Here is a 26,736-nt window from a genome sequence, read left to right on the forward strand (position 1 = left end):
AGAATGAGCGTATCAATCCGCACTGGATGCCGGGAGACTGCCATAACTTTACGTTGACGTAAAGTGGAAAGCAAAATTGCCACAGTGATCACAAATAATCCACTGGCGGGCTTTGTTGAGAGTATCCCTAAATGCTATGGTTCGGCAATAAATATAACGACCGCAGGTAGCCGCCTGCGGCTTTTTATTAGCAATGCGGAGATCTGCAACGTGGCTGTATTCAATCATGTATCTTATGACGAACATGAACAGGTTGTTTTCTGTCATGACAAAGAGAGTGGCCTGAAGGCAATTATTGCCGTGCACAATACCAATCTGGGCCCTGCGGTGGGTGGTTGCCGTATGTGGAACTACCAGTCTGACGAAGAAGCGCTGAACGACGTACTTCGCCTCTCCCGCGGCATGACCTATAAAAATGCCCTCGCCGGCCTGACCATGGGTGGTGGCAAGTCAGTGATCATTGCCGATCCCAAGACCCAGGACAGAGAAGCCCTGTTCCGTGCCTTTGGCCGCTTTATCAATACCCTGGGTGGCAAGTATTATTCCGCTGAAGACGTGGGCACCACCACGGCCGACATCATGATTGCCCACCAGGAGACCCCTTACATGGCCGGTCTGGAAGGCAAGAGTGGCGACCCATCCCCTTTCACTGCCCTGGGGACTTTCCTTGGGATCAAAGCTGCCGTTAAACATCAGCGCGGTCTCGACAGCCTCAAGGGGCTGAAAATCGCCGTTCAGGGCGTGGGCCACGTTGGCTACTACCTGTGTAAGCACCTGCACGAAGAAGGCGCAGAACTTATCGTGACAGACATTCATCAGGCATCTCTGGACAAGGTTGCCACCGAGTTTGGTGCGGCTGTTGTTGCCCCACAGGACATCTACTCTCAGGACGTTGATATCTATGCTCCTTGCGCCCTGGGAGCCACCATTAACGACGCTACTCTGCCACTGCTCAAGGCCAAGATTGTGGCCGGTTGTGCCAACAACCAGCTGGCCGAGCCACGTCACGGCCAGATGCTGAAAGACATGGGTATCCTCTACGCCCCTGACTACGTAATTAACGCTGGCGGTATCATCAACGTGTCGTTCGAAAACGACTACGATGCAGCCAGGTCCACTGCCAAAGTGGAGAAGATTTACGACACCCTGCTGACCATCTTTACTGCCGCAGACGAGCAGAACCGCACCACAGGTGCCGTTGCCGACGAAATGGCCCGCGCCATTATCGACGCCGCCCGTAAGTAATTCAGCCAATTCAAAACACAGGGAAACCATTTCGGTTTCCCTTTTTTGTGCCTGCATTTTGTCATCTTTCGCCGGTAAGATTTTTTTCAGATTAAATTTAAAAGCAACTCATGGGGATATGGCATTTCCAACCAAAAGCAAAAATTTTGGTGTGGAAATGGTCGGGATCCTTTGCTTGACTTAAACACTCCCCCAAGGTGCAGGAGAGCATCATGATCTGTTTCAAGTACTGTCTGAATCAGGATTCTGTCGAGTTGCAGGCAAGCGACTGGAGTGGCCTGGAGCGCGTCTACGTCAACGGTGAAATGGTCTCAAGTAAACTGAATTTTGGCGGACAGAGTGAGCATCAGGTGCCATTAAAAGATGGAAACAAGGCAAAATTTCAACTATTTATCGACCCCCAAACAGAAGAAGTCATGTGCCGTATCTATAAAAAAGGCCAGCTGGTCGCAAGCCTCAAACAGGGGCAAGAAAATCTGTCGCGTGCGCAAAATCTGCTGTGGCAGTCTTTGTTGGGTGTCGGCATGTTGGGAGGGCTGGTGATGTTGGTGGTGCACTGAGCACACATTCTTACCCCATCATCTGGCTGAACCCGAAGCCCTACTTCGCGTCGTTCGAGAATGACATGGCGACAAGGAATATCACCAACAAAAAGACCGGCAAACCGCCGGTCTTTTTTGCAAACTGAGATGCCATTTGACGAAAAGCAGCATCACTCAGTGTGATTTATCTTGTTCAGCAATTTCATCAGCAAATCTTGCTCTTCCACGTTCAGCTCGGCCATAAACTTTTCATTCACCCGCTCCGCTTCACGGATAAGGTCCTGCTCAAGGGCTTTGGCTTCGTCTGTTAGAAAAATCTTGAAGGCGCGGCGATTATCCGCTTCCTGATGCCGCGTGATGAGTCCCTGTACCTGCAGTTGATCCAACAGCCGGGTCATGGTGTAGTTGGCCACGTCGCAGCGACGTGACAATTCGGTTTGGGTAATGCCTTCTTCCTGCCAAAGCGCAAACAATACCGGCCAGAGTTTAATGTCCAGCTGATAGCGCTTCAGGCGTTGATCCAGCTCATTGGCAATGGCCACATTGAGATGGGACACCAAATAACCAAGACTCTCCTGACGATTCAAACAGCACCTCCCGTCGTTCAAGCTGCTGGCCAGAATTCACAGCCACCTTCTTAATACTATCACCGAAAGCGCAATACACTAGCGGCCCTGCGCAAATTCAGTCTTTGTCACACAGGAGTAATTCCGCATAGCGATAGAAGCAGGCACGGCTCATGCTGCCGGTTTTCAAATTGGGAAGTGAAATCAAAACACCCTCTTCCATCAATGAGATATCTGCTTTGTCGACTCGGTACTGGCTTCCCAACACACAGGTAAGGATCAACTGGTCTGCCGCTGTTTCAAAATCCACTATCACCACAGGCGTTCTGGCTACCGTCACTTTGACCCTCTCTGCCGGTGTTACCAGGGCCCAGCCGCCGCTATCGGGCCTGAGGATACCCATAAAGAGCCGGGCAAATTTATCGGGCAGGGGCTGTCCCTGATAGTGCCATCGCCCAGCTTCATCTATAGCAAAAAGCGGTTGTTCGCTGCAAAAGGCTGGCTTCAGCATATTCTCCATGGCCGCAAAGGCGGCGGCCTCGGGGGGCCCTTCCTGACTCATGGCGTTGGCCGACTGAGTGTTAGGATCTGGTATCTGCGTCATGATGTGTGTCTTCCTTTGCATCACTAATCTTGTTACTCAGGCTAAACCGGGATGGCATAAATCGGAAGTAAAAGGCCCCATCACTCTGTGAAAGGGCCTTTATTCGTTTGAGGCATGGAGATCAAATAACGCCGTTTACTTAGATAAGCTCAAGCAGGGCTTCCAATGGGTGCTTTGGACGGAAACCCGAGAAGCGCTTCACCTGAGAACGGCAGGAGTAACCGGATACCAGGATCTCTTCCCTGGAAGTACCATTAATCCCCTCTTTCCAGGACATATCATAGAGCTGTTGCGATCGCGCAAGATTATCCAGCTCATGGCCATAGGTGCCTGCCATGCCACAGCAACCCAGGTTTTTGACCTTAAGCGTGGCACCGAATCTGGCAAAGATTGCGCTCCACTCTTTAGCGGTGCCCGGCTTGGCGGTGGACTCGGTGCAGTGACTGAACCAGGTGTACCCGCGGCCCGATAACTCACGCTGTGGCAGCGCCTCAAGCACTTCCATCAACCACTCGTTGGCGAGCTTGATGTTAAAATCGCCGCGATCTTTACCGAGCGCCACCTTGTACTCATCACGGTACACCAGCACCATAGCCGGGTCCACGCCCACCATAGGCATACCCAGTTTACCAAGCTCGTTGAAAAAGGCCGCCGCGGTACCGGCACTGGCGGCAAACTTATCGAGGAACCCCTTGATATGGGCAGGCTTGCCGTTTGGCTTAAATGGCAGCAACACGGGCTTAAAGCCAAGCTTCTCAATCAGCTTCACGAAGTGATACACGAGCCCTGCATCATAGAAGCTGTTGAATGGATCCTGTGCCACCAGCACATAACGGCTGCGCTCAGCGGCAGGAATACGTTTGAGTGACTCTAGGTCATACCCCAGACTCTGATGGCTCTCTAGCCGCTGAGTCAAAGTCGGGACCGACAATTTGGGCGCATCCACATAGCCAATGGCTTTCTTGATAACCCACTGGGACAGACTGTTTTGTGACAGTGCATTCACAAGCTTAGGGGCTTTGGCCATCAGCGGCAGCGCATCTTCGATACCGGCCACCAGATAGTCTTTGGGCGGGCGTAGATAACGCTGATAGTAAATATTGAAAAACTGGGCGCGGAACTTGGGCACATCTACCTTAACCGGGCATTGGCCCGAACACGCCTTACAGGCAAGACAGCCCTTTAAGGATTCCATCACCTCGTGGGAATAATCGTACTCATCCTTGGCCTTAAGGCTATTTTGCGCACGCTGCAACCAACCCAATGGTTTGGATTTGGCCAGTTGCTCCACATCCACGCCTTCGGCTTCCAAAAGTCTTAACCATTCACGCATCAGCGACGAGCGGCCCTTAGGGGACTGGATACGGTCGCCGGTTACTTTAAATGACGGGCACATGGGCGAATAGGCCGAGTAGTTAAAACACAGGCCATTGCCGTTGCAATTCATCACATCCGGGAAGGCTTCGCGCACCTTAACGGGAATTTGCCTGTCGAAACTGCCGCGCTTGGCGCTGTCGACATTGTAAAACAGTTCACCCTTGTCCTTTGGCGCCACCAGCTTACCGGGATTTAACCGATTGTCCGGGTCAAACCAGCCCTTGATGTCCTGCAGCACGCCGTAAAGCTCATCACCAAATACCGCCGGACCATACTCGCCCCGCACGCCCTTACCATGCTCGCCCCACATCAGGCCGCCGTATTTAAGCGTCAGCGCCGCTACTTCATCGGAGATAGTACGCAAGAGCTTTTCATCCACGGGATCGCACATATCCAGCGCAGGACGGACGTGCAGCACGCCCGCATCCACGTGGCCAAACATGCCGTATTGCAGCTTGTGGCCATCGAGCAGCGCCCGGAACTCCATAATAAAGTCGGCGAGCTTCTCTGGTGGCACGGCAGTGTCTTCGGCAAAGGCAATGGGTTTGCGGCTGCCCTTGGCAGCGCCCAAGAGACCCACTGCCTTTTTGCGCATGGCGTAGATTTTTTCGATGCTTACCTTATCGTGGGTACTTCGGAATCCCACCACACCGCACTCGCCGTTTTTGATTTGCTCAGCAAGCACAGCTTCGAGCGCCGCCAGTTTGGCGTTTACTTCGGCTTCGTCACCGGCAAACTCCACCATATTGAGGCCATCGATATGCTTGCCGGGCACTTCCTGAATGAGTTCACTCACCGAGTGCCAGACAATGTCTTCACGGGCAAGACCCAGCACCTTGGAATCCACCGTTTCCACGACTGTGGCACTGGCAGCCACCAGTGATGGGGCGTGACGCAGCGCCGACTCGAAAGAATCGTATTTGATATTGACCATGGCGCGCTGCTTGGGCAGCGGCGTAAGATTGACTTTCGCTTCGGTGATAACGGCAAGGGTACCTTCGGAGCCGGTAAGAATGCGGCTTAAATCGAACTGGCTGAGGTCATCGTCCCACACGTGTTCCAGATCGTATCCTGTGAGGAAACGGTTCAAGCGTGGAAAACGGGTTTTCACCAGCTCGCGCTTGTCACGGCACACGGCGGAAATATTGGCAATCAACTTACCCGCAAGACTGCGGCTGTCCACGGTATCCAGGCTTTCGGCCGCCATTGGGACTGAATCCAGCACAGAGCCATCGATGAGCACGCTCTTAAGGCCCAGCACATGGTCAGACGTTTTGCCGTACACCAGTGAGCCTGCGCCCGAGGCGTCTGTGTTTATCATGCCGCCCAGGGTGGCGCGGTTGGAGGTCGACAAGTCCGGGCTGAAGAAAAAACCATGGGGCCTTAAGGCGTCATTGAGCGCATCTTTGACCACACCGGCCTCGACCCTGGCCCAACCTTCCTCGGCGTTGACTTCCAGCACCTTGTTCATATGGCGCGACAAATCGAGGATAAGCCCGTGGGTCAACGACTGACCGTTGGTGCCGGTGCCGCCACCGCGGGCACTGAATACCACCTCGCGAAACTCGTCTTTGGCAGCGAGTTGCATTACCCGCTGCACATCCAACGTGCTCTTGGGATAGAGCACCGCCTGGGGGAGAAACTGATACACGGAGTTATCTGTGGCCTGCACTATGCGGGCGCTGTAACGGGTATCTATCTCGCCGTCAAAATCGGCGGCAAGTGCCTCGAGAAAGGCCAGATATACGGGTTCCAGAGTTTGCTGGTGAGAAAGCAGGGGTAACATGCACGGTATCTGTGTTGTTGTTTTGTCTCGGCATTATAAACAAAAAAAAGCCGCTAAAAAGCGGCTTTTGTTACACATCGGTAAAAAGGGGCGCCAGCGGCGCCGACCTTCTCAGAATGTGGCTATCTATGTCCGGATTAACCGAGGGTATTGTCCGGATTAACCGAGGGTTCTGCCCTGATTAACCGTGGGCCTCGGCCAGATACAGCCAGGTATCAATCACAGTGTCAGGGTTCAGCGACACGGTATCAATGCCCTGCTCCACCAGCCAGGCGGCGAAGTCGGCGTGATCCGATGGACCCTGACCACAGATACCCACGTAAGCGCCCTTGGCCTTGGCAGCCTTGATGGCCATGGCCAGCAGTGCCTTCACGGCTTCGTTACGCTCGTCGAACAGGTGGCTGATGATGCCGGAGTCACGGTCCAGGCCCAGGGTCAGCTGAGTCAGGTCGTTAGAGCCGATGGAGAAGCCATCGAAGTGCTCCAGGAACTGCTCGGCCAGCAGGGCGTTGGATGGCAGTTCACACATCATGATAACGCGCAGACCGTCTTTACCACGCTCCAGACCTTCCTGTTTGAGGAGTTCAATCACCTGCTCGGCCTCACCCAGGGTGCGCACGAAGGGGATCATGATTTCCACGTTCTTCAGACCCATGTCGTTGCGAACGCGCTTGATAGCTTCACACTCGAGGGCGAAACAGTCGCGGAAGGACTCAGAGATATAACGGCTGGCACCACGGAAGCCCAACATTGGGTTTTCTTCCTCTGGCTCGTAGCGATCACCGCCCACCAGGTTGGCGTACTCGTTTGACTTAAAGTCAGACATACGCACGATCACCTTCTTCGGATGGAAGGCCGCCGCGATAGTGGCGATACCTTCAACCAGACGGGCTACGTAGTACTCTACTGGCGAGTCGTAACCGGCAATCATTTCGTTGATTTCTTCCTGCAGGGCAGCTTCCTGCTGGTTGAATTCGAGAAGTGCCTTGGGGTGAATACCAATCATGCGGTTGATGATGAACTCAAGACGGGCCAGACCCACACCCTCGTTTGGCAGACGGGCGAAGTCGAAGGCGCGGTCAGGGTTACCCACATTCATCATTATCTTCATTGGTAATGAGGGCATGGAATCCACGCGGCTGGAGATCACTTCAAACTCCTGCTTGCCATCGTAGATATAACCTGTGTCGCCTTCGGCGCAGGATACAGTCACCATCTGGCCGTTCTGGATGCGGTCAGTCACATCACCACAACCCACTACAGCTGGCACACCCAGTTCACGGGCGATAATCGCAGCATGGCAGGTACGGCCACCACGGTTGGTCACGATGGCGCTGGCGCGCTTCATGATAGGTTCCCAATCCGGGTCGGTCATGTCGGTTACCAGTACGTCACCTGGCTGGATTTTGTCCATTTCTTCAATGGACTTCAGCACTTTGGCAACACCTGAGCCAACCTTGTGACCGATGGCACGGCCTTCGCTTATCACAACGCCACGGCTCTTTAAGTGATAGCGTTCAATCAGCTGAACGTCTTCACGTGAGCGTACGGTTTCAGGGCGGGCCTGAACTATATAGAGTTTACCGTCGTTGCCATCTTTGGCCCACTCGATGTCCATTGGACGACCATAGTGCTTCTCAATGATGATGGCCTGCTTGGCCAGTTCCATCACTTCGGCATCATTAATGGAGAACTGACGACGGTTTTCCACCGACACATCTTCGATTTTCACCTGCTTACCGTGTGAAAGATCGTCTGAGTAGACCATCTGGATAAGCTTGGAACCGATGTTGCGGCGAACTACGGCCTGATGGCCTGCAGTCAGGGTTGGCTTATGAACGTAAAATTCGTCAGGGTTAACCGCGCCCTGTACTACCATTTCGCCCAGACCGTAAGATGAGGTCACAAATACCACATCGTCGTTACCGGATTCGGTATCTATGGTAAACATCACACCAGAGGCGGCTTTGTCAGAACGCACCATGCGCTGCACACCGGCAGACAGGGCCACACCACGGTGATCGTAACCCTGGTGCACACGGTAAGAAATCGCGCGGTCGTTAAACAAAGACGCAAATACGTGCTTGATAGCCACCAATACGGCATCGTAACCCTTCACGTTCAGGAAGGTTTCCTGCTGACCGGCGAAAGAGGCATCAGGCATGTCTTCGGCGGTGGCAGAGGAACGTACGGCAAAGGAGGCTTCGGTGGTTTCACCGGAGAGTTTGTTATAGGCCTCGTGGATGGCCTGTTCGAGTTCGGGTTGGAAGGGGGTTTCGATAACCCACTGTCTGATCTGTGCACCCACTTTCGCCAGTGCGTTAACATCATCGACGTCCAGAGTGTCAAGAATGTCATAAATCTTCTGGTTTACTCCGCTTTGCTCCAGGAACTCATTAAACGCATGAGCCGTGGTTGCAAAGCCACCGGGGACTTGAACACCTGCGTTGGCCAGATTACTGATCATCTCGCCCAGTGAAGCGTTCTTGCCGCCAACTTTGTTGACGTCGCCCATGCCCAATTCCTGATACCAGAGTACATATTGCTGCACAGTTCTATCTCCGCATGTTTATTTAGTTGGCCCCTTCACACCGGGGCAGCGGCATTTTACACTTCGGGGCATTAAGCGTAAATCTATAATTTTCTTTGTAATTTTATTACTACATGAGGTTGGTATGGCTCGTAAAGTTTTCTACATTTCCGATGGAACGGCGATCACAGCAGAAGTTTTCGGCCATGCAGTACTTTCCCAATTTCCTATGGAATTTGAAGCAATTACCATTCCCTTTGTCGAAACCAATGCCAAAGCAGAAGCGGTAAAAAAGCAGATAAATGATAGTTTTATTACAACAGGAGAGCGGCCTCTGGTATTTCATTCCATCGTAAAGCCGGAGATCAGAGATGTTATCTATTCCAGTGAAGGACTGGATTATGACTTTTTGAACACCTTCGTTGCGCCACTTGAGCAACAATTGGGCGTCAGTGCGGCACCTGTGCTGCACCGTACCCATGGAAAAGCCAATCACAGTTACGAAGCCCGTATCGATGCCATTAACTTCGCCATGGAAAACGATGACGGCCAGACCCTAAAACACATGGACAAAGCCGACATTATCCTGCTGGGTGTATCCCGCTGCGGCAAAACCCCGTCCAGTCTGTACTTGTCGATGCAGTTTGGTATTAAAGCGGCCAATTATCCTTTTACAGAGGATGACATGGACAGCTTAAAGCTGCCTGAAGCCCTCAAACGCAACAAACACAAGTTATTCGGTCTGACTATCGATCCGGTACGTCTGCAGGAAATTCGCCAGAGCCGGATGGAGAACAGCCGCTACTCCTCTTTGCGTCAATGTCGGATGGAAGTAAAGGAAGTGGAAATGATGTTTAAGAAGGAACGCATTCCTTATATAGACACCACCAATCACTCGGTGGAGGAAATCGCCACCAAAATTCTCGACATGACAGGTATGGAACGTCACATGTTTTAAGATTGGCCGCTTCGGTCAATCAGATCTAACTTAAATCAATTTCGTTGCACAGTTGTCGATTAATTACACAATCGGCACTGTGCAGCCCGTCACTATTGGTTATAATCCGGTTCAATCTGGCGATAAGCCCGCACCAAACCGGTATGCTGAATGACGATTAAGACTGACGAACTACGTACATCCCTTCTTTGTAAAGTAATTTCACCTTCACAACTGGCCGCAGAATACCCGCTGACACAGGAAGCGGCAGACTATCTGGTTGCTCAGCGCCGTGAGGTGGAAGCCATTCTCACCGGTCAGGATAAGCGCCTTCTGGTGATTATCGGCCCCTGCTCTATTCACGATACCGAAGCCGCGCTCGAATATGCCGGACGTCTGGCCAAGTTGCACCATGAACTCAAAGACGATTTGTGCATCCTGATGCGGGTGTATTTTGAAAAGCCACGCACCATCGTTGGTTGGAAAGGGCTGATTTCCGACCCGGATCTGGACGGCAGCTTCAGTGCCAACAAAGGTCTTCGCCTTGCCCGTCATCTGCTTCAGCAAATTACTGAACTGAAACTGCCCATCGCCACCGAGTTTTTGGATATGGTGAACGGTCAGTACATCGCCGACCTTATCACCTGGGGCGCCATCGGTGCCCGCACCACCGAAAGCCAAATTCACCGCGAAATGGCGTCGGCGCTGTCTTGCCCCGTGGGCTTTAAAAACGGCACCGACGGCAACATCAATATCGCCGTGGACGCCGTGCGCGCCGCCAAGGTGCCACACATATTCTACTCACCGGATAAAGATGGTCATATGTCGGTTTACCGCACCCACGGTAACCCATACGGCCACATCATTCTGCGTGGCGGCAAGAACCCCAACTACGCACAGGAGCATGTGCAAAAGGCCCATGAGCAGCTCAAAGCCACCGGCATAGACACCGGCATGGTGATTGACTTCTCCCATGGCAACAGCCAAAAGCAGCACAAAAAGCAGCTGGAAGTAGCCGAAAACGTGATGGCACAAATTCGTGCCGGCTCCACCGCCATTGCCGGCATCATGGCCGAAAGCTTTATTGAAGAAGGTAATCAGGCGGTGGTCGAAGGCCAACCTCTTTGCTACGGCAAGTCCATCACCGATGCCTGTTTGAGCTGGGGTGATACTGAGCCGCTGCTGCGCAATCTGGCCGCCGCCGCACGGGTACGCCGCGAGCTGAAAAAGTAAGTCACTTACTGCATATGCCCTATAAAAGCCTCCTTACGGAGGCTTTTTCGTTAGCTCATATCTTAGCCCTATTATCCGTACAGGCACTGCACAGGTGAGTAATAGGCTGGCAACTGGATTCCATGGTCATCCCGCTATCCAGGTTCCGACCCATAGTCCATGACAGTAAAGCCGTGAAAAGGCTATACTGCGCGCCTTTTGAGTATTCTTCAGATTTGTTTGCATAACCCCAAGGTTGCCGTATGCCACTGACTGACACCCAGCCACAATTTCCTGAAGCCATTGCCCGCCGTATTGACGCATCGGAAGCGCGCGTTATCAAAGCGGTTTTTCCGTCCAACACCAACCACCACAATACCCTGTTTGGCGGTGAGGCCCTCGCTTGGATGGATGAAACTGCCTTTATCGCCGCTACCCGATTTTGCCGAAAAACCCTGGTCACCGTGAGCTCGGACCGCATCGACTTCAATAAAGCCATTCCCGCCGGCAGCCTCGCAGAATTGATTGCCCGGGTGATCCATGTAGGTAACACCAGCCTCAAGGTAGAAGTGAATATTTTTGTTGAAGACATGTATCAGGATAAAAGAGAACACGCCATTCGTGGCGTCTTTACCTTTGTGGCGGTAGATGAAAATCGCAAACCCACTCAGGTATGGTCACAGGACTAATTGCCGCCACTAATGAACTTCTCAGGGGCCGTTGCACTGACGCATCTGCCCCTGACAGCAAATACGACTTTAGTCTAACCCCAAAGAAAATTAACACATTCAAGGCAATAGCTCAGGATAAATCCATAGGATAATTGGGCATTCTTCTGTTACATTGGTTTTATTGCGCATCTGTGACGATAAGAAATATAACCGCATCATGAAGCTCGAGAATCTCAATGTGATCATTGCCGACGATCACCCCCTGTTTCGAAACGCCCTCAGGCAAGCCTTGTCCAGCGCCTTTGCCGATACCCGCTGGTTCGAAGCTGACAGTGCCGATGCACTCCAGCAACTGCTTGATAAACCTGAAGTTGATTACGATCTGGTACTGCTGGATTTGCAAATGCCAGGCTCCCACGGTTATTCAACCCTCATACATCTTCGTTCCCATTACCCGGATATCCCGGTGGTAGTGATTTCAGCCCATGAAGATGCTCAAACCATCAGTCGTGCGATCCATTATGGCAGCGCCGGTTTTATTCCCAAATCAGCCTCCATGGAAACCCTCACCGAGGCCATGAGTGCGGTACTTTACGGTGATATCTGGCTGCCCCAGGACATTGAGTTGGTCAAGATTGAAGAAGACGGCACCGACCAGGTGGCGGGTAAGCTTGCGGATCTTACCCCGCAGCAATACCGGGTATTACAGATGTTTGCCGAAGGCCTGCTCAACAAACAAATCGCCTATGATTTAGGGGTATCAGAAGCCACCATCAAGGCCCACGCCACCGCCATTTTCAGAAAGCTTGGGGTAAGAAACCGCACCCAGGCTGTGATTGCACTACAGCAGCTGGAAATGGACAAGGTCGATTTGGGGCAAAGCCACTGAGCATTGGCAATGCAGACGCACATTAAAAAGGCCGCATTGGATGCGGCCTTTTTATTTCATCTGTCAGCCCCGGAGGCTCTCACGCAGCTGATAGTAAAGCATACCAATGGCCAACGCCTGATTGCCAAACCATTCATTCAGTGGAATGCGCCAGTGCTTCATACCGGCAAAGAGGCCAAACTCACGCAGATCACCATCAATGGCTTTGGCCATGATTTCTGACATGATGTGGCTGGTCGCCACCCCATGGCCCGAATAACCCTGGCAGTAGTAGACGTGCTCGGAGACTTTGCCAAGCTGCGGTATGCGGTTAATCACAATCCCCGCCATACCGGCCCAGGCGAATTCTATCTCCACACCTTTAAGTCGCGGGAAGGTGCGTTCAATCGCAGGGCGCAGCTCTTCGGCCACATTCTTGGGATCACGGCCACTGTAGTTGGTGCCGCCACCGAACATAAGGCGGTTATCCGCGGTAAGCCGATAATAATCGAGTACAAAGCGGCAATCATACACGGCAAGATTGTGTGGATTGATTGCACTGGCCACTTCGTCTGATAAGCGTACAGTTGCACAGTTGCCCAGGGATGCCGGAAATAGCATGCCTCTGAGTTTCGGGCGCCCCAGCTTGTGATAGGCGTTGCCGGCAATGAGCACCTTGTTTGCAGTGACGCTGCCAAAGGCCGTTTTCACCACCGGACGAGGGCCCTCAACGATATCCAATACTTGCGTATCTTCGAAAATCCGCACACCCAGGCTTTCTGCCGCCCTCGCCTCACCGATACACAGATTAACCGAATGCAGGTGCATGTTCTTTTTATTGAGCAAGCCACCATGGTAGAGAGGCGATTCGAGATACTGAGGCATCTCGTCTTTTTCGACCAATGACACCAGATCGCCCATACCCTTTCGCTGGGCTTCGTCCAACATGGATTTAAGCTCATTCATGTGGGCTGGTTTATAGGCTGTGTGCAAATGGCCATGGCGCAAATCACAGTCGATATTGTACTTAGCCACCCGGTTCTTGATGATATCGTGACCACGCCAGCGCAGCGCCCAAACATAATCCTCGGCTTCTGCGCCGATACGGTTTCTGAGCTGTTTGGTCATGGCCTGATCGCCTGACAGCGACCCTGTGACCTGGCCGCCGTTACGGCCTGTGGCACCCCAGGCAATCTTATTGGCTTCCAGCAGCACCACTTTATAACCCTGTTCGGCCAGTTCAAGCGCTGTGTTTACGCCGGTAAATCCACCGCCGATCACCGCCACATCTGCTTGAATTGCTTCAGTTAAGCGCGGATAGTCAGTTTCGTGTTTGATGGTGGCATTGTAATAAGAGCCGCAACGAGCTTGCATGGAGAGTCCTGTTGTTTTTTATTTTTTACGGATGTTAGCGATATATACAACAGAAGGTCAATGGGTGAACAGCAATTTGTTTACCCATTGTAAAATTTGTGAAAAGCCGGGCGTGAAAAACTCCCAATAATTGCGCGTTAACGCGTTACGCCGTGGACCACGGATTATTTCACCAAACTTGAAATCAATGCCCTGAGCGCCGCCGGTTTAACCATCTTTGCCATATAGTGGTAGCCACGGCGCTGTACGTCTTCCACCAAATCTTTACGGGTATTGGCGGTGATAAGAATGCCGGGCAAGTGCTCGCCATAGAGAGCTCGGATCCCGTCCATGGCATCTACACCATTCTGGCCGTCATCCAGGTGATAATCCGCCAGCACTATATCCGGCGCCAGCCCCTTGAGGCCCAACTTGATACGGGCGTCACCCAGATCCCGCGCGCAGATGACCTCACACTGCCAGCGCCTGAGAAGGCTCTCAAGCCCGGCAAGGATAGCTTCTTCGTTGTCGATACAAAGCACCTTCACCCCGGCCAGTGGCTGCAGCACAGTGGGTCTGCGGGTTGGCACAGGCGCAGTGACGGTTTTACCAAGTGGCACAGAGATAGAAAACACCGAGCCCCGTCCCAGCACAGAAGCGACCTTGATATCGTGGCCGAGCACCTTGCTTATCCTGTCTGCAATGGCCAAACCCAAGCCAAGACCACTGACGCCCTTGCTGTGTGGATTCGACAGACGCTTAAACTCCTTGAAAATTTCGTGAAGTTCACGCTCATCTATGCCGCAGCCCGTGTCCAGCACCTGGATCTCAAGCTCGCCGGGGCGATGACGGCAGCCAAGCAGCACCCTGCCACCACGGGCGTAACGGTAGGCATTGGTCAAAAAGTTCTGCAATACGCGTCTGAGCAGTGCCGGGTCAGAGTTGATGGTCACGCTGGACGACACCATGGCAAAACGAATCTGATTATCCTTGCCCATGGCATCAAATTCGACCGCCAAACCGGAGAGAATATCCGATACCGCAAAATCCCGTCGGTTGACCTCCACCATGCCGGAGTCCAGCTTGGAGATATCCAGAAGGTCGGTTAGCAACTCACCGGCGATTTTCAGCGAGCTGTTCACATGGGATAAGGTGGTGCGGGCCTCGTCATCAAGGTTGCTGTACTGGGAGAGCGATGCCGTAAATAGCCGCGCCGCGTTGAGGGGCTGCATCAGATCATGACCCACTGCCGCCAAAAACCGGCTTTTTGAGGCATTGGCCATCTCTTCCTGGGCCTTGGCTTCCAACAGCTGGCTATTGAGCATGGCAAGCTCATAAGTTCGCTCTTTCACCCTGCTTTCCAGGGTTTCATTGGACTCTTTCAGTGCCCGCTCCTGGGCACGGTATTGGGTAATGTCGGTAAAGGTCATCACGAAACCACCATCCGGCATGGGGTTACCCTGAATTTTAATGACCTTGCCGTCGCTGCGCTCCCGCTCAGAGGTGTGTGGCGTACCATTTCGCATATGCTGCACGCGCCGCTCTACCTGCTCTTCAATATCACCAACGCCACAGTAACCTCGAGCAGCATTGAAGCGAATAACTTCGCTGATGGGCATGCCCGGCTGCAGGAAATTATCCGGATACTGATAAAGCTCACCGTAACGGGCATTCCAGGCGACCAGATTCAGGTCTTTATCCACCACACTGATGCCTTCATAGGCGTGCTCAATTGCTCCCCTTAGCATCTCCTGACTCAGGATGACCTTGGAGGAAGCCTCATCCACCAGGGACAGCACTTCATCCAGCGCCAAATCCCGACCCGCGATAACGGAATCAAGCACCAACGCGGCGCTGGAAGCACCCAGCACACCAGAAAGCAGGTGTTCCGTGTGAGCGATGAGTTCCGGTGATGCGGCCTTGTTCCAGCTGTCACGATTGACCGCTTCCGGTGAAAAACGGCTGAAGCTTTCATAGGCTCGGGTGGGGCTGACAAAGCGGCTCACCAAAATGAGCAAATCCTGTTGAGAGATGGGGCCGGTGCGACGGTTACCTGCTGTTTTAAGCTCCCCCGGCGATACAAAGCTACTGGCCTGAATACGCTCAACCACCCCGGCCCTGAACCAGATGGAGCCCAGCACATAGAATACCGAGTTCACCATGATGGCAAGCAGGGTGTCAGACACATTTGGGCTAATATAGGACAACAGCCACACATCCGAGAGCCCCGCACTGGCCACGCGCTCTCCCGCGCCTTGCAGCAAAATCCACACCCAAAGCCCAAATCCGGCCGCCAGTCCCAAAAAGACGCCGGCGCGATTACCGTGTTTCCAATAAAGGCCACCCACCAGTGCAGGGGCGAGCTGCGCGAAGGCGCCAAAGGCCAACATCCCCAAATGAGCCAGTGAATCGCTGTCGGCAAGGTACAAAAACGACAGGTAACCTATGCCAAGGATGATGACTATCGCCAAGCGGCGGGCATTCAGCAGGAACTGGGAAAACTGGGCGAAGTTTTTCTTACGGATGCGACCGCTTCTGAGCATCAGCGGCACCAGCCATTCGTTACTTATCATGATGGAGATGGTCACCACCGCCACTATCACCATACCGGTGGCGGCAGATAAGGTACCGAGAAGGGCGACAATGGCAAGGCCATCGGCATTGAGCGCCAGCGGCAGGTTAATCACATAACTGTCGGCGGGCACACTATCACCAAGAAGCAGTTTGCCCGCCAGAGCCAGCGGTGCCACAAACAGCCCAAAAAGGGCGATATAAACAGGGAATATCCAGCGGCCGCGGCGCAGTACACCTTCGCCGGCACATTCCACCACCATCACGTGAAACTGACGCGGCATACACAAAAATGCGGCAATGCCGACCACCAAATCCGGTAGTATGGCTTCGAGCCTGAGCTTGGGATGTTGGATGATTCCGGCCTCATCAGCCTGCTGCCAGATGTCGGAAAAACCATCAAACACCCCAAAGCTGATAACCAGGCCCACCAACAAAAAGGCCGCCAGCTTCACCAAAGACTCAAAGGCGATGGCGAGCATCATCCCGGGATTGTGTTCAGTGGCGTCAAGCTTTCTGGTACCAAACAGGATGGCAAAGACCGCCAGCACCACGGAAATTATCAGCGCCACACTCATGCCGTCCAGCGGCTGCCCTGCCTCCTGAAACAGGTTCAGTGAGGCCACCATCGCCTTAAGCTGCAACGCTATATACGGCATGATGCCAAAGAGTGCGATTAGGGTAACCAGGGCTGCCAGCCCCTGAGACTTGCCATAGCGGGCGGCGATAAAGTCGGCCACCGAGGTGATGTTCTGCGCCTTGGATACCACCACCATTTTGCGCAGCATGCCAAAGCCAAAAGTGAAAATGAGTATGGGCCCGAGAAAAATAGGCAAAAACGACCAGAGATCGCCCGCCGACTGACCAACAGTACCCAGGAAGCTCCAGGATGAGCAATATACCGCGAGACTCAGGCCATAAATCCAAATCTGCAGCTTCTTGGTCACGCCACTGAACCAGCGCTCGGCGCCCCATGCCAACAGGAATAACAGAAAGACGTAAAAAACCGCAATGACGGCAACAAAGAGGGTCAGATTCATAGTATGCTCATTTTTTTAGCCCATTGTGCCTTGAAAACTGTTGGAAATCCAGCCACCAATAAAGATGCAACCAGCTAAAAAATAAGGAAAAAAACAAACTAGACCAAGGTCTAATAGTGTGTGAGGGGTGCCATGCCCATACTCAAGCTCACGCAACAAATTATAAAAGGGAAGCCCTATGAGCACGCAGTCTCTCTACTCAGTGCCCGCCGATATCGCCGCCAATGCACTGGTAAACAACGAACAATATCAAAAGATGTACCAGGAATCCGTTGCCAATCCCGAGGGTTTTTGGGGAGAGCATGCCAAGCGCATCGATTGGATTAAACCTTTCACCCAGGTCAAAGACACTTCCTACGATGACCAGAACCTGTATATCAAATGGTTCCATGACGGCACACTCAATGCGTCGGCCAACTGTCTTGATCGCCATCTGGCCTCCAAGGGTGACGATGTCGCCATCATTTGGGAAGGCGATGATGCCAGCGAGCAGCGCAAAGTCACCTATCGTGAACTGCACGCCGAGGTGTGTCAGTTTGCCAATGCCCTCAAGGCTGAAGGTGTAAAGCGCGGTGATGTTGTCACCATTTATATGCCCATGGTGGTCGAAGCGACCGTCGCCATGCTGGCCTGTGCCCGCATAGGTGCTGTGCATTCGGTTGTGTTCGGTGGTTTCTCACCAGACTCCATCGCATCCCGCGTCATTGACGGTAAATCCAAACTGCTGATTACCGCCGACGAAGGCGTGCGTGGTGGCCGTAAAATTCCGCTTAAAGGGAATATCGATGAGGCGCTGAATCGTCCCGATGTGACCACAGTAGAAACCGTTATCGTGCTCAAACGCACCGGCGGCGCGGTAAACTGGGTCGAAGGCCGCGATAAATGGTGGCATCAGGTAACTGACGGTGCCGCAACCGAGTGTGCCGTTGAGGAAATGGGGGCCGAAGACCCGCTGTTTTTGCTGTATACCTCAGGCTCTACCGGTAATCCAAAAGGCGTGCTGCACACCACAGGTGGTTACCTCGTTTACGCCTCTATGACCCACGAATATGTGTTTGATTACAAACCCGGTGAAGTGTACTGGTGTACCGCCGACGTGGGCTGGATCACCGGCCACAGCTACATGGTCTACGGGCCACTGGCCAACGGTGCCACCATCCTTATCCATGAGGGTATCCCCAACTTCCCAAGCCCGGCACGCCTGGGTGAAATCGTGGACCGTCATCAGGTCAATATCCTGTACACAGCCCCTACCCTTATCCGTGCGCTCATGGCCGAAGGCAAGCAGCACTTTGATAATTTCGATGGCAAATCGCTGCGTATCATGGGCTCGGTGGGTGAACCCATCAACCCAGAAGCCTGGCGCTGGTACCACGAAGTCATTGGCCATGAACATTGCCCAATCGTGGATACCTGGTGGCAAACCGAAACCGGCGGCATCCTGATCACGCCGCTGCCGGGTGCCACCGACACCAAGCCGGGCTCTGCTACCCGCCCCTTCTTTGGTGTGCAGCCAGCGCTGGTGGACAACGAAGGTAATATTCTCGAAGGCGCCACCGAAGGCAACCTGGTGCTGCTGGACTCCTGGCCCGGACAGATGCGTACCGTATACGGCGATCACGAGCGCTTTGTGCTGACCTATTTCAAGACCTTCCGCGGCATGTACTTCACCGGTGACGGTGCCCGTCGTGATGAGGACGGTTACTACTGGATCACCGGTCGTGTGGATGACGTGATTAACGTGTCCGGCCACCGCCTCGGCACAGCTGAAGTGGAAAGTGCCCTGGTAGCACATGACCTGGTTGCCGAAGCCGCTGTAGTGGGTTACCCCCATGACATCAAGGGACAGGGTATTTATGCCTATGTCACCCTGACCAAGGGCACCGAAGCGACAGAAGAACTGCGTCAGGAACTGCGTCAGTGGGTACGTAAAGAAATCGGCGCCCTGGCAACCCCCGATTTGATCCAGTGGGCCAGCGGCTTGCCCAAGACCCGCTCCGGTAAAATCATGCGCCGCTTCCTGCGCAAGATTGCGGCAAACGAAATCACCAACCTGGGTGATGCTTCCACCCTGGCCGACCCATCGGTTATCGATACCCTTATCGAAAGCCGCTTGAATCGCGCCGACTAACCAACCTTTCTTCTCCTCGAGCTTGGCCCCTGAATAAGGGGCCTTTTTTTGCCCCGAATTCAACGTCTCCACCGTGATGATGGTACAATCGTCGCCTTTAAACCATGCAGCACGATAGACGCCGCCAGCCGACAATGACGATAAAACTCAGGGATTATCAGCAAGATGCCATAGAAGCGACGCTCGCCCACTTCAGAACGAGCCGCGAGTCTGCGCTATTGGTACTGCCAACCGGCGCCGGAAAAAGCCTGGTAATAGCCGAGCTTGCCCGCTTGGCAAAAGGGCGGGTATTGGTGCTGACCCACGTTAAAGAATTGGTGGCACAAAACGCCCAAAAGGTAGATGCGCTCGCTGGCAACGCCAGTATCTTTTCCGCCGGACTGGGCGAAAAAGACAGCGGCGGTAAAACCGTGGTGGCCGGTATTCAATCGGCTGCTGTCAATGTTGCGGCCTTTGATGAGCCATTTTCGCTCGTGATCATCGATGAGTGCCACAGAGTCAGCCTTGATGAAAACAGCCAGTATCGGCAGGTCTTCAGTCAGCTGCGGGAGAAAAACCCCGATCTCTTGCTGCTTGGACTCACTGCCACCCCCTATCGGTTGGGGGAAGGCGCCATTTATAAACGCCATGTTCGCGGTCATGTGGGCAACCCGGATAAAGGGGTGTTTGATGTCTGTATCTTCGAACTGCCCATCCGCAGTTTGATTAAGCAAGGGTATTTAACCGAGCCGTTGCTGCTCGATGGTCTCGCAGCTCAGTATAACTTCGCCGCACTGAAGGCATCAGAGGATGCGGATTACCAGGAGGCTGAAGTTCAGGCTATTCTTGACACCAGTACCCGGGCTACGACGACCATCATGGGTCAGCTAAAGGCCCTGGCCCAGCAGCGGCTGGGAGTCATTATCTTTGCGGCTACGGTTCGCCATGCAAAAGAAATCATGGCGCTGCTGGATGAAAGTGCAGCACTTATCACCGCCGATACTCCCGGCCCCGAGCGCGATAACATCATCACCGCATTTAAAGCACAGGAACTGAAATTTCTGGTGAATGTGGCGGTGCTGACCACGGGCTTTGACGCGCCCCATGTGGATTTGATAGCCATATTACGGCCCACGGCCTCGGTAAGTCTGTTTCAGCAAATGGTTGGGCGGGGCCTCAGACTGTTTCCAGGCAAGGCTGAGTGTCTCATCCTTGACTACGCCGCCAACGGCTTCAGCCTGTATCACCCGGATGTGGGTAAGCCCAGACCCGACAGCAAAAGCGTCCCCGTGCAGGTGCCCTGCCCAGCCTGCGGCTTTGCCAACCTCTTTTGGGGCAAAGCCGATACCGATGGCGACATAATCGAGCACTACGGCCGGCGCTGCCAGGGGTTACTCGACGATGGCAATCAGTGTGATTTTCGTTTTCGGGCACGTATCTGTCCCGATTGCGGAGCCGAAAATGACATTGCTGCCAGAGTCTGCCGTGGCTGCGACTCTGCTCTCGTCGACCCGGACAAGCACCTTAAAGCCGTGCTTGCACATAAGCACCATCACCTCTTTAAAGTGACCGACATGCTGCTTGGCGCCACCGACGCTGGCCTGGAGGTGACTTATCTGGATATGGACGGCAACAGCTTCATAGAAAGGTTCAAAATGCAAACCCCGGGGCAGAGGAAAGCCCTTTACGCCCTGTTTTTACTCCGCCACCAACGGGCTCCGGGACTAGCACTGCCCAAATATCCTGACGCAAAAGCCCTGATAAAAGACAGCGCAAAATTCAGGGCGCCGGAGCTGCTGTTGCTGAAAAAGAGCAAGTTTGGTTGGCAGCTCGTCGATAAATTTTTTGATTACCGGGGTAAGTATCAAACCCGCGCTCGTTTTGAAGACTAAAGACAGCCACGGATTATCAAAACCACCCTGGCTGTGATATAACAGCCACACAGTATCGTTCTGAGGAGACTACATGTACGTTGTAATTTTTGGCCGTCCCGGCTGCCCCTATTGCGTTCGCGCCGAGCAACTTTGTGAGCAGCTTGCCGAAAAACGTGAAGACTTCCGCTTCCGCTATGTGGATATCCATGCCGAAGGGATCAGTAAAGAAGACCTGTCCAAGACGGTTGGCAAGCCAGTGGAAACCGTGCCGCAGATTTTTGTGGACAAGACCCATGTAGGTGGCTGCACCGATTTTGAGGCCTATGTTCGCGAGCACAATCTGCTGGCCTGAGCCCGATACAAAAAGCCTGCTTAATGCAGGCTTTTTGTTGGCTGTTCAGTCTCTTGCTGGTATGCAAATGGATTCATGGCTATGCTGAATTAATGTCGGCCGCCGCTACCTGAGAAGCAACATGGACTCGATGCTATCCACCATCATTGAAAAGGTTTCCAATACCCGGGGTGAAGCGTTTTTCAACAGCATAACCCTTGCGCTGCACGATGCCATTGGCGCTGACTTTACCTTCGTTGCCATCCTGGATAAAGAAAACTACAGCTCACATACGCTGGCACTGGTGGCAGATGGCAAGCTGGTTGACAACATTTCCTACTCCCTTGCCAATACGCCCTGCGCCAATGCCGCGGATGACTCGGTGTGCTGTTACCGCGCCGATGTCACTGCCACTTTTCCCGATGATCTGATGCTGCAGGACATGGGAATTGAAGGCTATCTCGGCACACCGTTGCACAATCTCAAAGGTGAGGTAATGGGGCTCATTGTCGCCCTTTATCGCCGCCCTATTGATAATCACAGCTGGGCACTGGAGCTATTCAAACTGTTTTCCGGACGAATAGAGGCCGAGCTTGACCGGGTAGAGCACGAAAAAAAGCTCGAGCAGGCCAATCAATCCCTCGAGACTAAGGTCACTGAACGTACCGAGCACCTGAACCGGGTTATTGCCGACTTAAAGCAGGCCCAGGATAAACTTGTCGAGTCAGAAAAGATGGGAGCCATGGGCAGCCTGGTGGCGGGTCTTGCCCACGAAGTGAACACGCCGCTGGGTGTTGCAATTACAAGTTCCAGCGTAATTAAGGAACACAGGGACCTGCTGGTTAATGCCTATCGCAGCGGGGATCTGTCCACCGAGCAGCTGGATGAGTTTCTCGATGTCTGTGATAACGCGCTGTCGTTGTTGGATATCAATCTCCATCGGGCCATCGAACTGGTTGAAAGTTTTAAACGCACGGCGGCGGATCAACACAACAACGATACAGAGCACATTAATCTGGCGCAGTATTACCATCAGGTCATTACCGCCCTCAAACCACTGCTAAACACCATGCAGGCACAGGTGAAACTTGAAATCCCAACAGACTGGGAGGTGGATACCGTCCCGGGGGCCCACTCACAGATCCTCACCAATCTGCTCAGTAACAGCATCAGCCATGGCTTCACTCAGGGCGAGGACAACCAAATCCACATCAGGGGCAAGCGCCTTGCCGATGGCAGTTACCACATCCACTACAGTGACAACGGTAAAGGTCTGAACGAAGAAGCCAGAAAACGCATTTTCGAACCCTTTTACACCACGGCGCGCGCCAAAGGCGGCATTGGTCTTGGGATGAGCATTGTGTTTAACCTTGTTCACCAACAGCTCAATGGAGCCCTGAACTTGCCCGAGTATGATAAAGGATTTGCCATGGAATTCAGTTTTAAGGGATAGCCGGGAGACGGCATCCAACAAAAAAGGCGAACTATGTTCGCCTTTTACGTTTCTCAGTCTGGGAGCTGAATGCGCTTAGAGCACATATTTGGCCGAGAAAATGACCCGATTCAGGTCACCGTCCACGCCATTTTCTTTGCTATTGGTGGCAAACATGTATTCCACACCAAAGGTCAGCGGCTTGCTGGGAGAGTACAGCAGGTTCACATAGGCTGAATAGGCATCTTTGTTCACGTTCTCACCGGTGATATCGACGTTGTTGTCGACCTTCATACCAGACAGGGTGAAGCTTGAGCGCCACTGCTCGTTCCACCAATGACGATAAGAGACAAAGCCGCCAAAGGATCCAATGGTATCGAGTTGCCCGTCAGCATCCACGGAGGCGGCATTGGCAAAGTTAAGCCCCATGTAGCGGCCCAGACCTTCACCCCAGGTGGCAGTGAACTTCAGATCGTCTTTACCCAGTGGAATAACACCGGCAAAACTGGCACCGAAGCCCAGGGTTGAGTCGTCATAGTTGCTGTTTTCCAGTGTCAGCTGACGACCAATAGCCGCCACAGAGAAGGAAGCGCCACCTTCGGTTTTGAAGTTATAACGTGCGACCACATCGGGCATCATACCGCTGCCACCAACAATACGACTGCCCGTTTGATAATCACTGACCGTGGTTTCGGGGTTTTCAACAGCGAACTGGAAGCCGCCATTGGTGTAACGCAGCTGCGCCTGACGCACGAAGGGGGTACCGTCAGCCGCACCGACAAAGTCGAGGTTTTCAGGCAAAGCGCCTGGATTTTGGAACGTGGTCCAGGTTTGCCCCACGGTCCAATTATCATAAGTCACAAAAGCATGGCGAATGCGGGGCGAGTAGCTATTGGAAACCCGCTCGTTGCCGTCGGTGTGGGTCATAAAATCCAGCTCGATAAAGCCGGTCAGGGTATGCCCATCCAAATCTGTGGTGGTTTTAAAGTTGAAACGGGTTTCACGGGCCTGAAAATCGACAACTTGCTCGCCGTTACCCGCTTTACCATAAATAGTGCCCGGAACATAAAACTGGCGGGATAAATCACCCGACTCCGGTGCGCCATTGCTGTAATCACTGAACATCACGTCGGCCTTGATATAGCCGCCAAACTTAAAATCGGTTTTTCCGGTTTCGGCGATGGCTGAGCCTGACATCGCCAGAAGCGCACTGGCCAGCGCAAGTGAGACTGGTGCTTGTTTCATTCTTGTTGCTCCCTGATTGTTATTATGTATCAAAGGAACTATGAACAAATTGTTACCGGGGAAATATTAGCAATAGGTCTATGAGACAAAAGTAGAAAAGCAGAAGGTAATATTTGGGAAGTGGTGGGTCGTGAAGGATTCGAACCTTCGACCAATTGGTTAAAAGCCAACTGCTCTACCGACTGAGCTAACGACCCATCTGGGGTGCGTTATCGCAATGTTTGGCACTTCAAGAAAGTGGTGGGTCGTGAAGGATTCGAACCTTCGACCAATTGGTTAAAAGCCAACTGCTCTACCGACTGAGCTAACGACCCATCTGGTTGCGATACTGCGAATTGTTCACTTCAGGGAAGTGGTGGGTCGTGAAGGATTCGAACCTTCGACCAATTGGTTAAAAGCCAACTGCTCTACCGACTGAGCTAACGACCCATCTAGGTTTGCGGTATTTGAGATATCCTGCGAGTGGTGGGTCGTGAAGGATTCGAACCTTCGACCAATTGGTTAAAAGCCAACTGCTCTACCGACTGAGCTAACGACCCATCTCGAGATTTACCGCAGATTGCCACTTCAGGAAGAAGTGGTGGGTCGTGAAGGATTCGAACCTTCGACCAATTGGTTAAAAGCCAACTGCTCTACCGACTGAGCTAACGACCCAAATTTTGATACAGTGTTCACCGAGCGTGGTGGGTCGTGAAGGATTCGAACCTTCGACCAATTGGTTAAAAGCCAACTGCTCTACCGACTGAGCTAACGACCCGCTCGATACACTGTGATGATCCCGCCCCACCGAAAGTGGTGGGTCGTGAAGGATTCGAACCTTCGACCAATTGGTTAAAAGCCAACTGCTCTACCGACTGAGCTAACGACCCGTCGGGATCCGGCATTCTGAATTTGGTGGGTCGTGAAGGATTCGAACCTTCGACCAATTGGTTAAAAGCCAACTGCTCTACCGACTGAGCTAACGACCCATTCCAGATTGCCCTCTACGCTGCCTTGGCTGCGCTGAGGGCGCCTATAATACCTTTTTCAGTTATCCATGCAAGCGCAAATTCCCGAAACTTTTGCCGTTTGCATGAAAAACAGCCCAAGAGACTGTTTTCTGGATTAAAACCCGTCAAAGCGCGTTCAATTGCTGCTGTGCAATGCGCGCAGCAGCACTGTTTGCGTACTCTTTTATTACCTTGCGGTACAGGTTTTTTGCGCCAACGGTATCGCCTTTCTTCTCGGCAATCAGACCCAGCTTGACCAAGCTGTCACCACGCTTACTGGAATCGGGATATTTTTCCACCACCACAGTAAAGGCACCACGGGCCTCGTCGAGCTCGTTCTTATTATAGAGAAGCTGACCCAGCCAATAGTTGGCATTATCAGTGTAGTTTGAGCCAGGGTATTTTTTGACAAAACTGCGAAATGCCGCGATAGCCTCATCGTACTTGCGCTCTTTGAGGACCAGGTTAATGGCCTGCTCGTAAGAAGCGGTCTCATTGAGTGAAGCTTCCACCGCCACAGTGCCGTCACTAATGACTGGCTTGCTTGCGCCGCCAGCAGCACTGACAGGTGCCTGCGCCTGGGGCTGCACCTTGGCAGCACCTGAGCTTAAGCTGGCTATCTCTTCATACAGTTTGCGCTGACGCTCAAGCATCTGGTTGATTTGATAGTTCTGCTGCTCCGTGAGCCCACGCAAATCCAACACTTCCTGCTGCAGGGCGTCCAAACGACGCTGCATGTCAAAGTCGGTTTGCTGTTTGGCTTTCAGAATTCGCTCAAGCTTGGCGATACGCTCATCGAGGCTACCGCCACCACCCAAATCTTCAACCGGCGCGGCGGCAAAGGCTTGCCCCGCCGCCAACATGGCTACCAGTAATACAGTCTTTTTCATCAATCCTACCCTGTCGTGTTAACCCTCAGTACACCAATACTGCGCGACGGTTCTTGGAGAAACCTTCATCGGTACGGGTCAGATCCTGTGGCTTTTCTTCGCCGTAGCTGACAATGCTCATCTGGGCAGGTTGTACACCCATGGCCTGCAGATACTTGGCAACGGCCTTGGCACGGCGCTCACCCAGGGCAATGTTGTACTCAGGGGTACCGCGTTCGTCAGAGTGACCTTCAATGAGGATACGCACTGAGGGGTTTTCAAGCAGATAGTTACCGTGGGCCAGCAGAATATCGGCTGACAACGGCGACACTTCACTGCGGTCGAAGTCGAAGTAAATCACGTTCTCGCGGCGCAGTTCTTCCTGCTTCATGCGCATCTGCTCTTCGGGAGTCAGCATGCCGGATACGCTGCCGGTTTCAACGCCGCCCATGCTTGAGCCGCTGCCACCCAGACTGCTGGATGAGCCGCTGGCATCAGTGGCTGAGTCGGTTGAGCTACAGGCAGACAAAGCCATGATAGGAGCCACAATCAGCATGGTCTTAAGCAGTTTGTTCAATTCCATT

19 protein-coding genes and 8 tRNA genes are annotated in these 26,736 nt (G+C 53.0%); 10 read left to right on the forward strand and 17 right to left on the reverse strand.

The features are described 5' to 3' along the window. Positions 1–210 precede the first annotated feature (210 nt). A complete protein-coding gene (locus SAMA_RS10775; protein WP_011760180.1) occupies positions 211–1,245 on the forward strand; it encodes a Glu/Leu/Phe/Val dehydrogenase dimerization domain-containing protein in 1,035 nt (344 codons plus the stop codon). Between the two features lie 212 nt (positions 1,246–1,457). Further along, positions 1,458–1,805 carry a hypothetical protein gene (locus tag SAMA_RS10780; protein ID WP_011760181.1) on the forward strand — a complete coding sequence of 116 codons (348 nt, stop codon included), beginning with the start codon at positions 1,458–1,460 and terminating at the stop codon, positions 1,803–1,805. Positions 1,806–1,957: 152 nt separating this feature from the next. Here the strand turns inward: SAMA_RS10780 and SAMA_RS10785 are convergent, their stop codons facing one another. The 4 genes from SAMA_RS10785 to ppsA form a co-directional block, all read right to left on the reverse strand. Continuing rightward, positions 1,958–2,374 (reverse strand): MarR family winged helix-turn-helix transcriptional regulator, encoded by a 417-nt coding sequence (locus SAMA_RS10785; RefSeq protein ID WP_011760182.1) that lies wholly within the window; start codon positions 2,372–2,374, stop codon positions 1,958–1,960. Positions 2,375–2,471: 97 nt separating this feature from the next. Then, complete coding sequence (locus SAMA_RS10790; RefSeq protein WP_011760183.1) at positions 2,472–2,957, reverse strand: DUF1285 domain-containing protein; 486 nt, start codon at positions 2,955–2,957, stop codon at positions 2,472–2,474. 139 nt (positions 2,958–3,096) lie between these two features. After that, positions 3,097–6,120 (reverse strand): D-2-hydroxyglutarate dehydrogenase YdiJ, encoded by a 3,024-nt coding sequence (gene ydiJ / locus SAMA_RS10795; protein WP_011760184.1) that lies wholly within the window; start codon positions 6,118–6,120, stop codon positions 3,097–3,099. Positions 6,121–6,301: 181 nt separating this feature from the next. Further along, on the reverse strand, positions 6,302–8,671 hold the full coding sequence (gene ppsA, locus SAMA_RS10800; RefSeq protein ID WP_011760185.1) for a phosphoenolpyruvate synthase: 2,370 nt from the start codon (positions 8,669–8,671) through the stop codon (positions 6,302–6,304). A 124-nt stretch (positions 8,672–8,795) separates the two neighbouring features. On the opposite strand from ppsA, the gene ppsR reads away from it, so the two are divergent. From ppsR to SAMA_RS10820, 4 genes are all read left to right on the forward strand, one after another. Continuing rightward, positions 8,796–9,608, forward strand: coding sequence for a posphoenolpyruvate synthetase regulatory kinase/phosphorylase PpsR (gene ppsR, locus SAMA_RS10805; protein ID WP_011760186.1), 813 nt, complete (start codon positions 8,796–8,798; stop codon positions 9,606–9,608). 150 nt (positions 9,609–9,758) lie between these two features. Then, positions 9,759–10,820 (forward strand): 3-deoxy-7-phosphoheptulonate synthase, encoded by a 1,062-nt coding sequence (locus SAMA_RS10810; RefSeq protein WP_011760187.1) that lies wholly within the window; start codon positions 9,759–9,761, stop codon positions 10,818–10,820. Positions 10,821–11,062: 242 nt separating this feature from the next. After that, complete coding sequence (locus SAMA_RS10815) at positions 11,063–11,488, forward strand: acyl-CoA thioesterase (protein ID WP_011760188.1); 426 nt, start codon at positions 11,063–11,065, stop codon at positions 11,486–11,488. A 199-nt stretch (positions 11,489–11,687) separates the two neighbouring features. Further along, positions 11,688–12,359: a response regulator transcription factor gene (locus SAMA_RS10820; RefSeq protein WP_041410357.1), complete on the forward strand. Its 672-nt coding sequence runs from the start codon at positions 11,688–11,690 to the stop codon at positions 12,357–12,359. Between the two features lie 63 nt (positions 12,360–12,422). On the opposite strand, the gene SAMA_RS10825 is transcribed toward SAMA_RS10820, so the two are convergent. Both SAMA_RS10825 and SAMA_RS10830 read right to left on the reverse strand, forming a co-directional pair. Further along, a complete protein-coding gene (locus SAMA_RS10825; RefSeq protein WP_011760190.1) occupies positions 12,423–13,712 on the reverse strand; it encodes an NAD(P)/FAD-dependent oxidoreductase in 1,290 nt (429 codons plus the stop codon). A gap of 164 nt (positions 13,713–13,876) precedes the next feature. After that, entirely contained in the window at positions 13,877–17,302 is a 3,426-nt protein-coding gene (locus SAMA_RS10830) for a hybrid sensor histidine kinase/response regulator (protein ID WP_011760191.1), read from the reverse strand. A 178-nt stretch (positions 17,303–17,480) separates the two neighbouring features. Between SAMA_RS10830 and acs the strand changes: the two genes are divergently transcribed. The 4 genes from acs to SAMA_RS10850 all read left to right on the forward strand — a co-directional run bounded on the left by acs (position 17,481) and on the right by SAMA_RS10850 (position 23,070). Next, positions 17,481–19,433 (forward strand): acetate--CoA ligase, encoded by a 1,953-nt coding sequence (gene acs, locus SAMA_RS10835; RefSeq protein WP_011760192.1) that lies wholly within the window; start codon positions 17,481–17,483, stop codon positions 19,431–19,433. A gap of 134 nt (positions 19,434–19,567) precedes the next feature. Next, positions 19,568–21,304 carry a DEAD/DEAH box helicase gene (locus tag SAMA_RS10840; RefSeq protein WP_041409820.1) on the forward strand — a complete coding sequence of 579 codons (1,737 nt, stop codon included), beginning with the start codon at positions 19,568–19,570 and terminating at the stop codon, positions 21,302–21,304. 73 nt (positions 21,305–21,377) lie between these two features. Then, on the forward strand, positions 21,378–21,638 hold the full coding sequence (locus SAMA_RS10845; RefSeq protein ID WP_011760194.1) for a GrxA family glutaredoxin: 261 nt from the start codon (positions 21,378–21,380) through the stop codon (positions 21,636–21,638). Between the two features lie 121 nt (positions 21,639–21,759). Continuing rightward, positions 21,760–23,070, forward strand: coding sequence for a GAF domain-containing sensor histidine kinase (locus SAMA_RS10850; protein ID WP_011760195.1), 1,311 nt, complete (start codon positions 21,760–21,762; stop codon positions 23,068–23,070). Positions 23,071–23,145: 75 nt separating this feature from the next. On the opposite strand, the gene SAMA_RS10855 is transcribed toward SAMA_RS10850, so the two are convergent. The 11 genes from SAMA_RS10855 to pal all read right to left on the reverse strand — a co-directional run bounded on the left by SAMA_RS10855 (position 23,146) and on the right by pal (position 26,735). Beyond that, positions 23,146–24,294 (reverse strand): DcaP family trimeric outer membrane transporter, encoded by a 1,149-nt coding sequence (locus tag SAMA_RS10855; protein ID WP_011760196.1) that lies wholly within the window; start codon positions 24,292–24,294, stop codon positions 23,146–23,148. Positions 24,295–24,415: 121 nt separating this feature from the next. Further along, positions 24,416–24,491, reverse strand: a tRNA-Lys gene (locus tag SAMA_RS10860). 41 nt (positions 24,492–24,532) lie between these two features. After that, a tRNA-Lys gene (locus SAMA_RS10865) sits at positions 24,533–24,608 on the reverse strand. 39 nt (positions 24,609–24,647) lie between these two features. Continuing rightward, a tRNA-Lys gene (locus tag SAMA_RS10870) sits at positions 24,648–24,723 on the reverse strand. A 34-nt stretch (positions 24,724–24,757) separates the two neighbouring features. Further along, a tRNA-Lys gene (locus tag SAMA_RS10875) sits at positions 24,758–24,833 on the reverse strand. 39 nt (positions 24,834–24,872) lie between these two features. Continuing rightward, a tRNA-Lys gene (locus SAMA_RS10880) sits at positions 24,873–24,948 on the reverse strand. A 27-nt stretch (positions 24,949–24,975) separates the two neighbouring features. Continuing rightward, positions 24,976–25,051, reverse strand: a tRNA-Lys gene (locus tag SAMA_RS10885). 36 nt (positions 25,052–25,087) lie between these two features. Continuing rightward, positions 25,088–25,163 (reverse strand) — tRNA-Lys (locus tag SAMA_RS10890). Positions 25,164–25,186: 23 nt separating this feature from the next. Beyond that, positions 25,187–25,262 (reverse strand) — tRNA-Lys (locus SAMA_RS10895). A 146-nt stretch (positions 25,263–25,408) separates the two neighbouring features. Beyond that, positions 25,409–26,173, reverse strand: a complete 765-nt coding sequence (gene ybgF, locus SAMA_RS10900) for a tol-pal system protein YbgF (protein ID WP_011760197.1) — start codon at positions 26,171–26,173, stop codon at positions 25,409–25,411. A gap of 25 nt (positions 26,174–26,198) precedes the next feature. After that, on the reverse strand, positions 26,199–26,735 hold the full coding sequence (pal, locus tag SAMA_RS10905) for a peptidoglycan-associated lipoprotein Pal (protein ID WP_011760198.1): 537 nt from the start codon (positions 26,733–26,735) through the stop codon (positions 26,199–26,201). Between the last annotated feature and the right edge of the window lies 1 nt (position 26,736).

It is taken from the genome of Shewanella amazonensis SB2B (assembly GCF_000015245.1).
Taxonomy (GTDB): Bacteria; Pseudomonadota; Gammaproteobacteria; order Enterobacterales; family Shewanellaceae; genus Shewanella; species Shewanella amazonensis.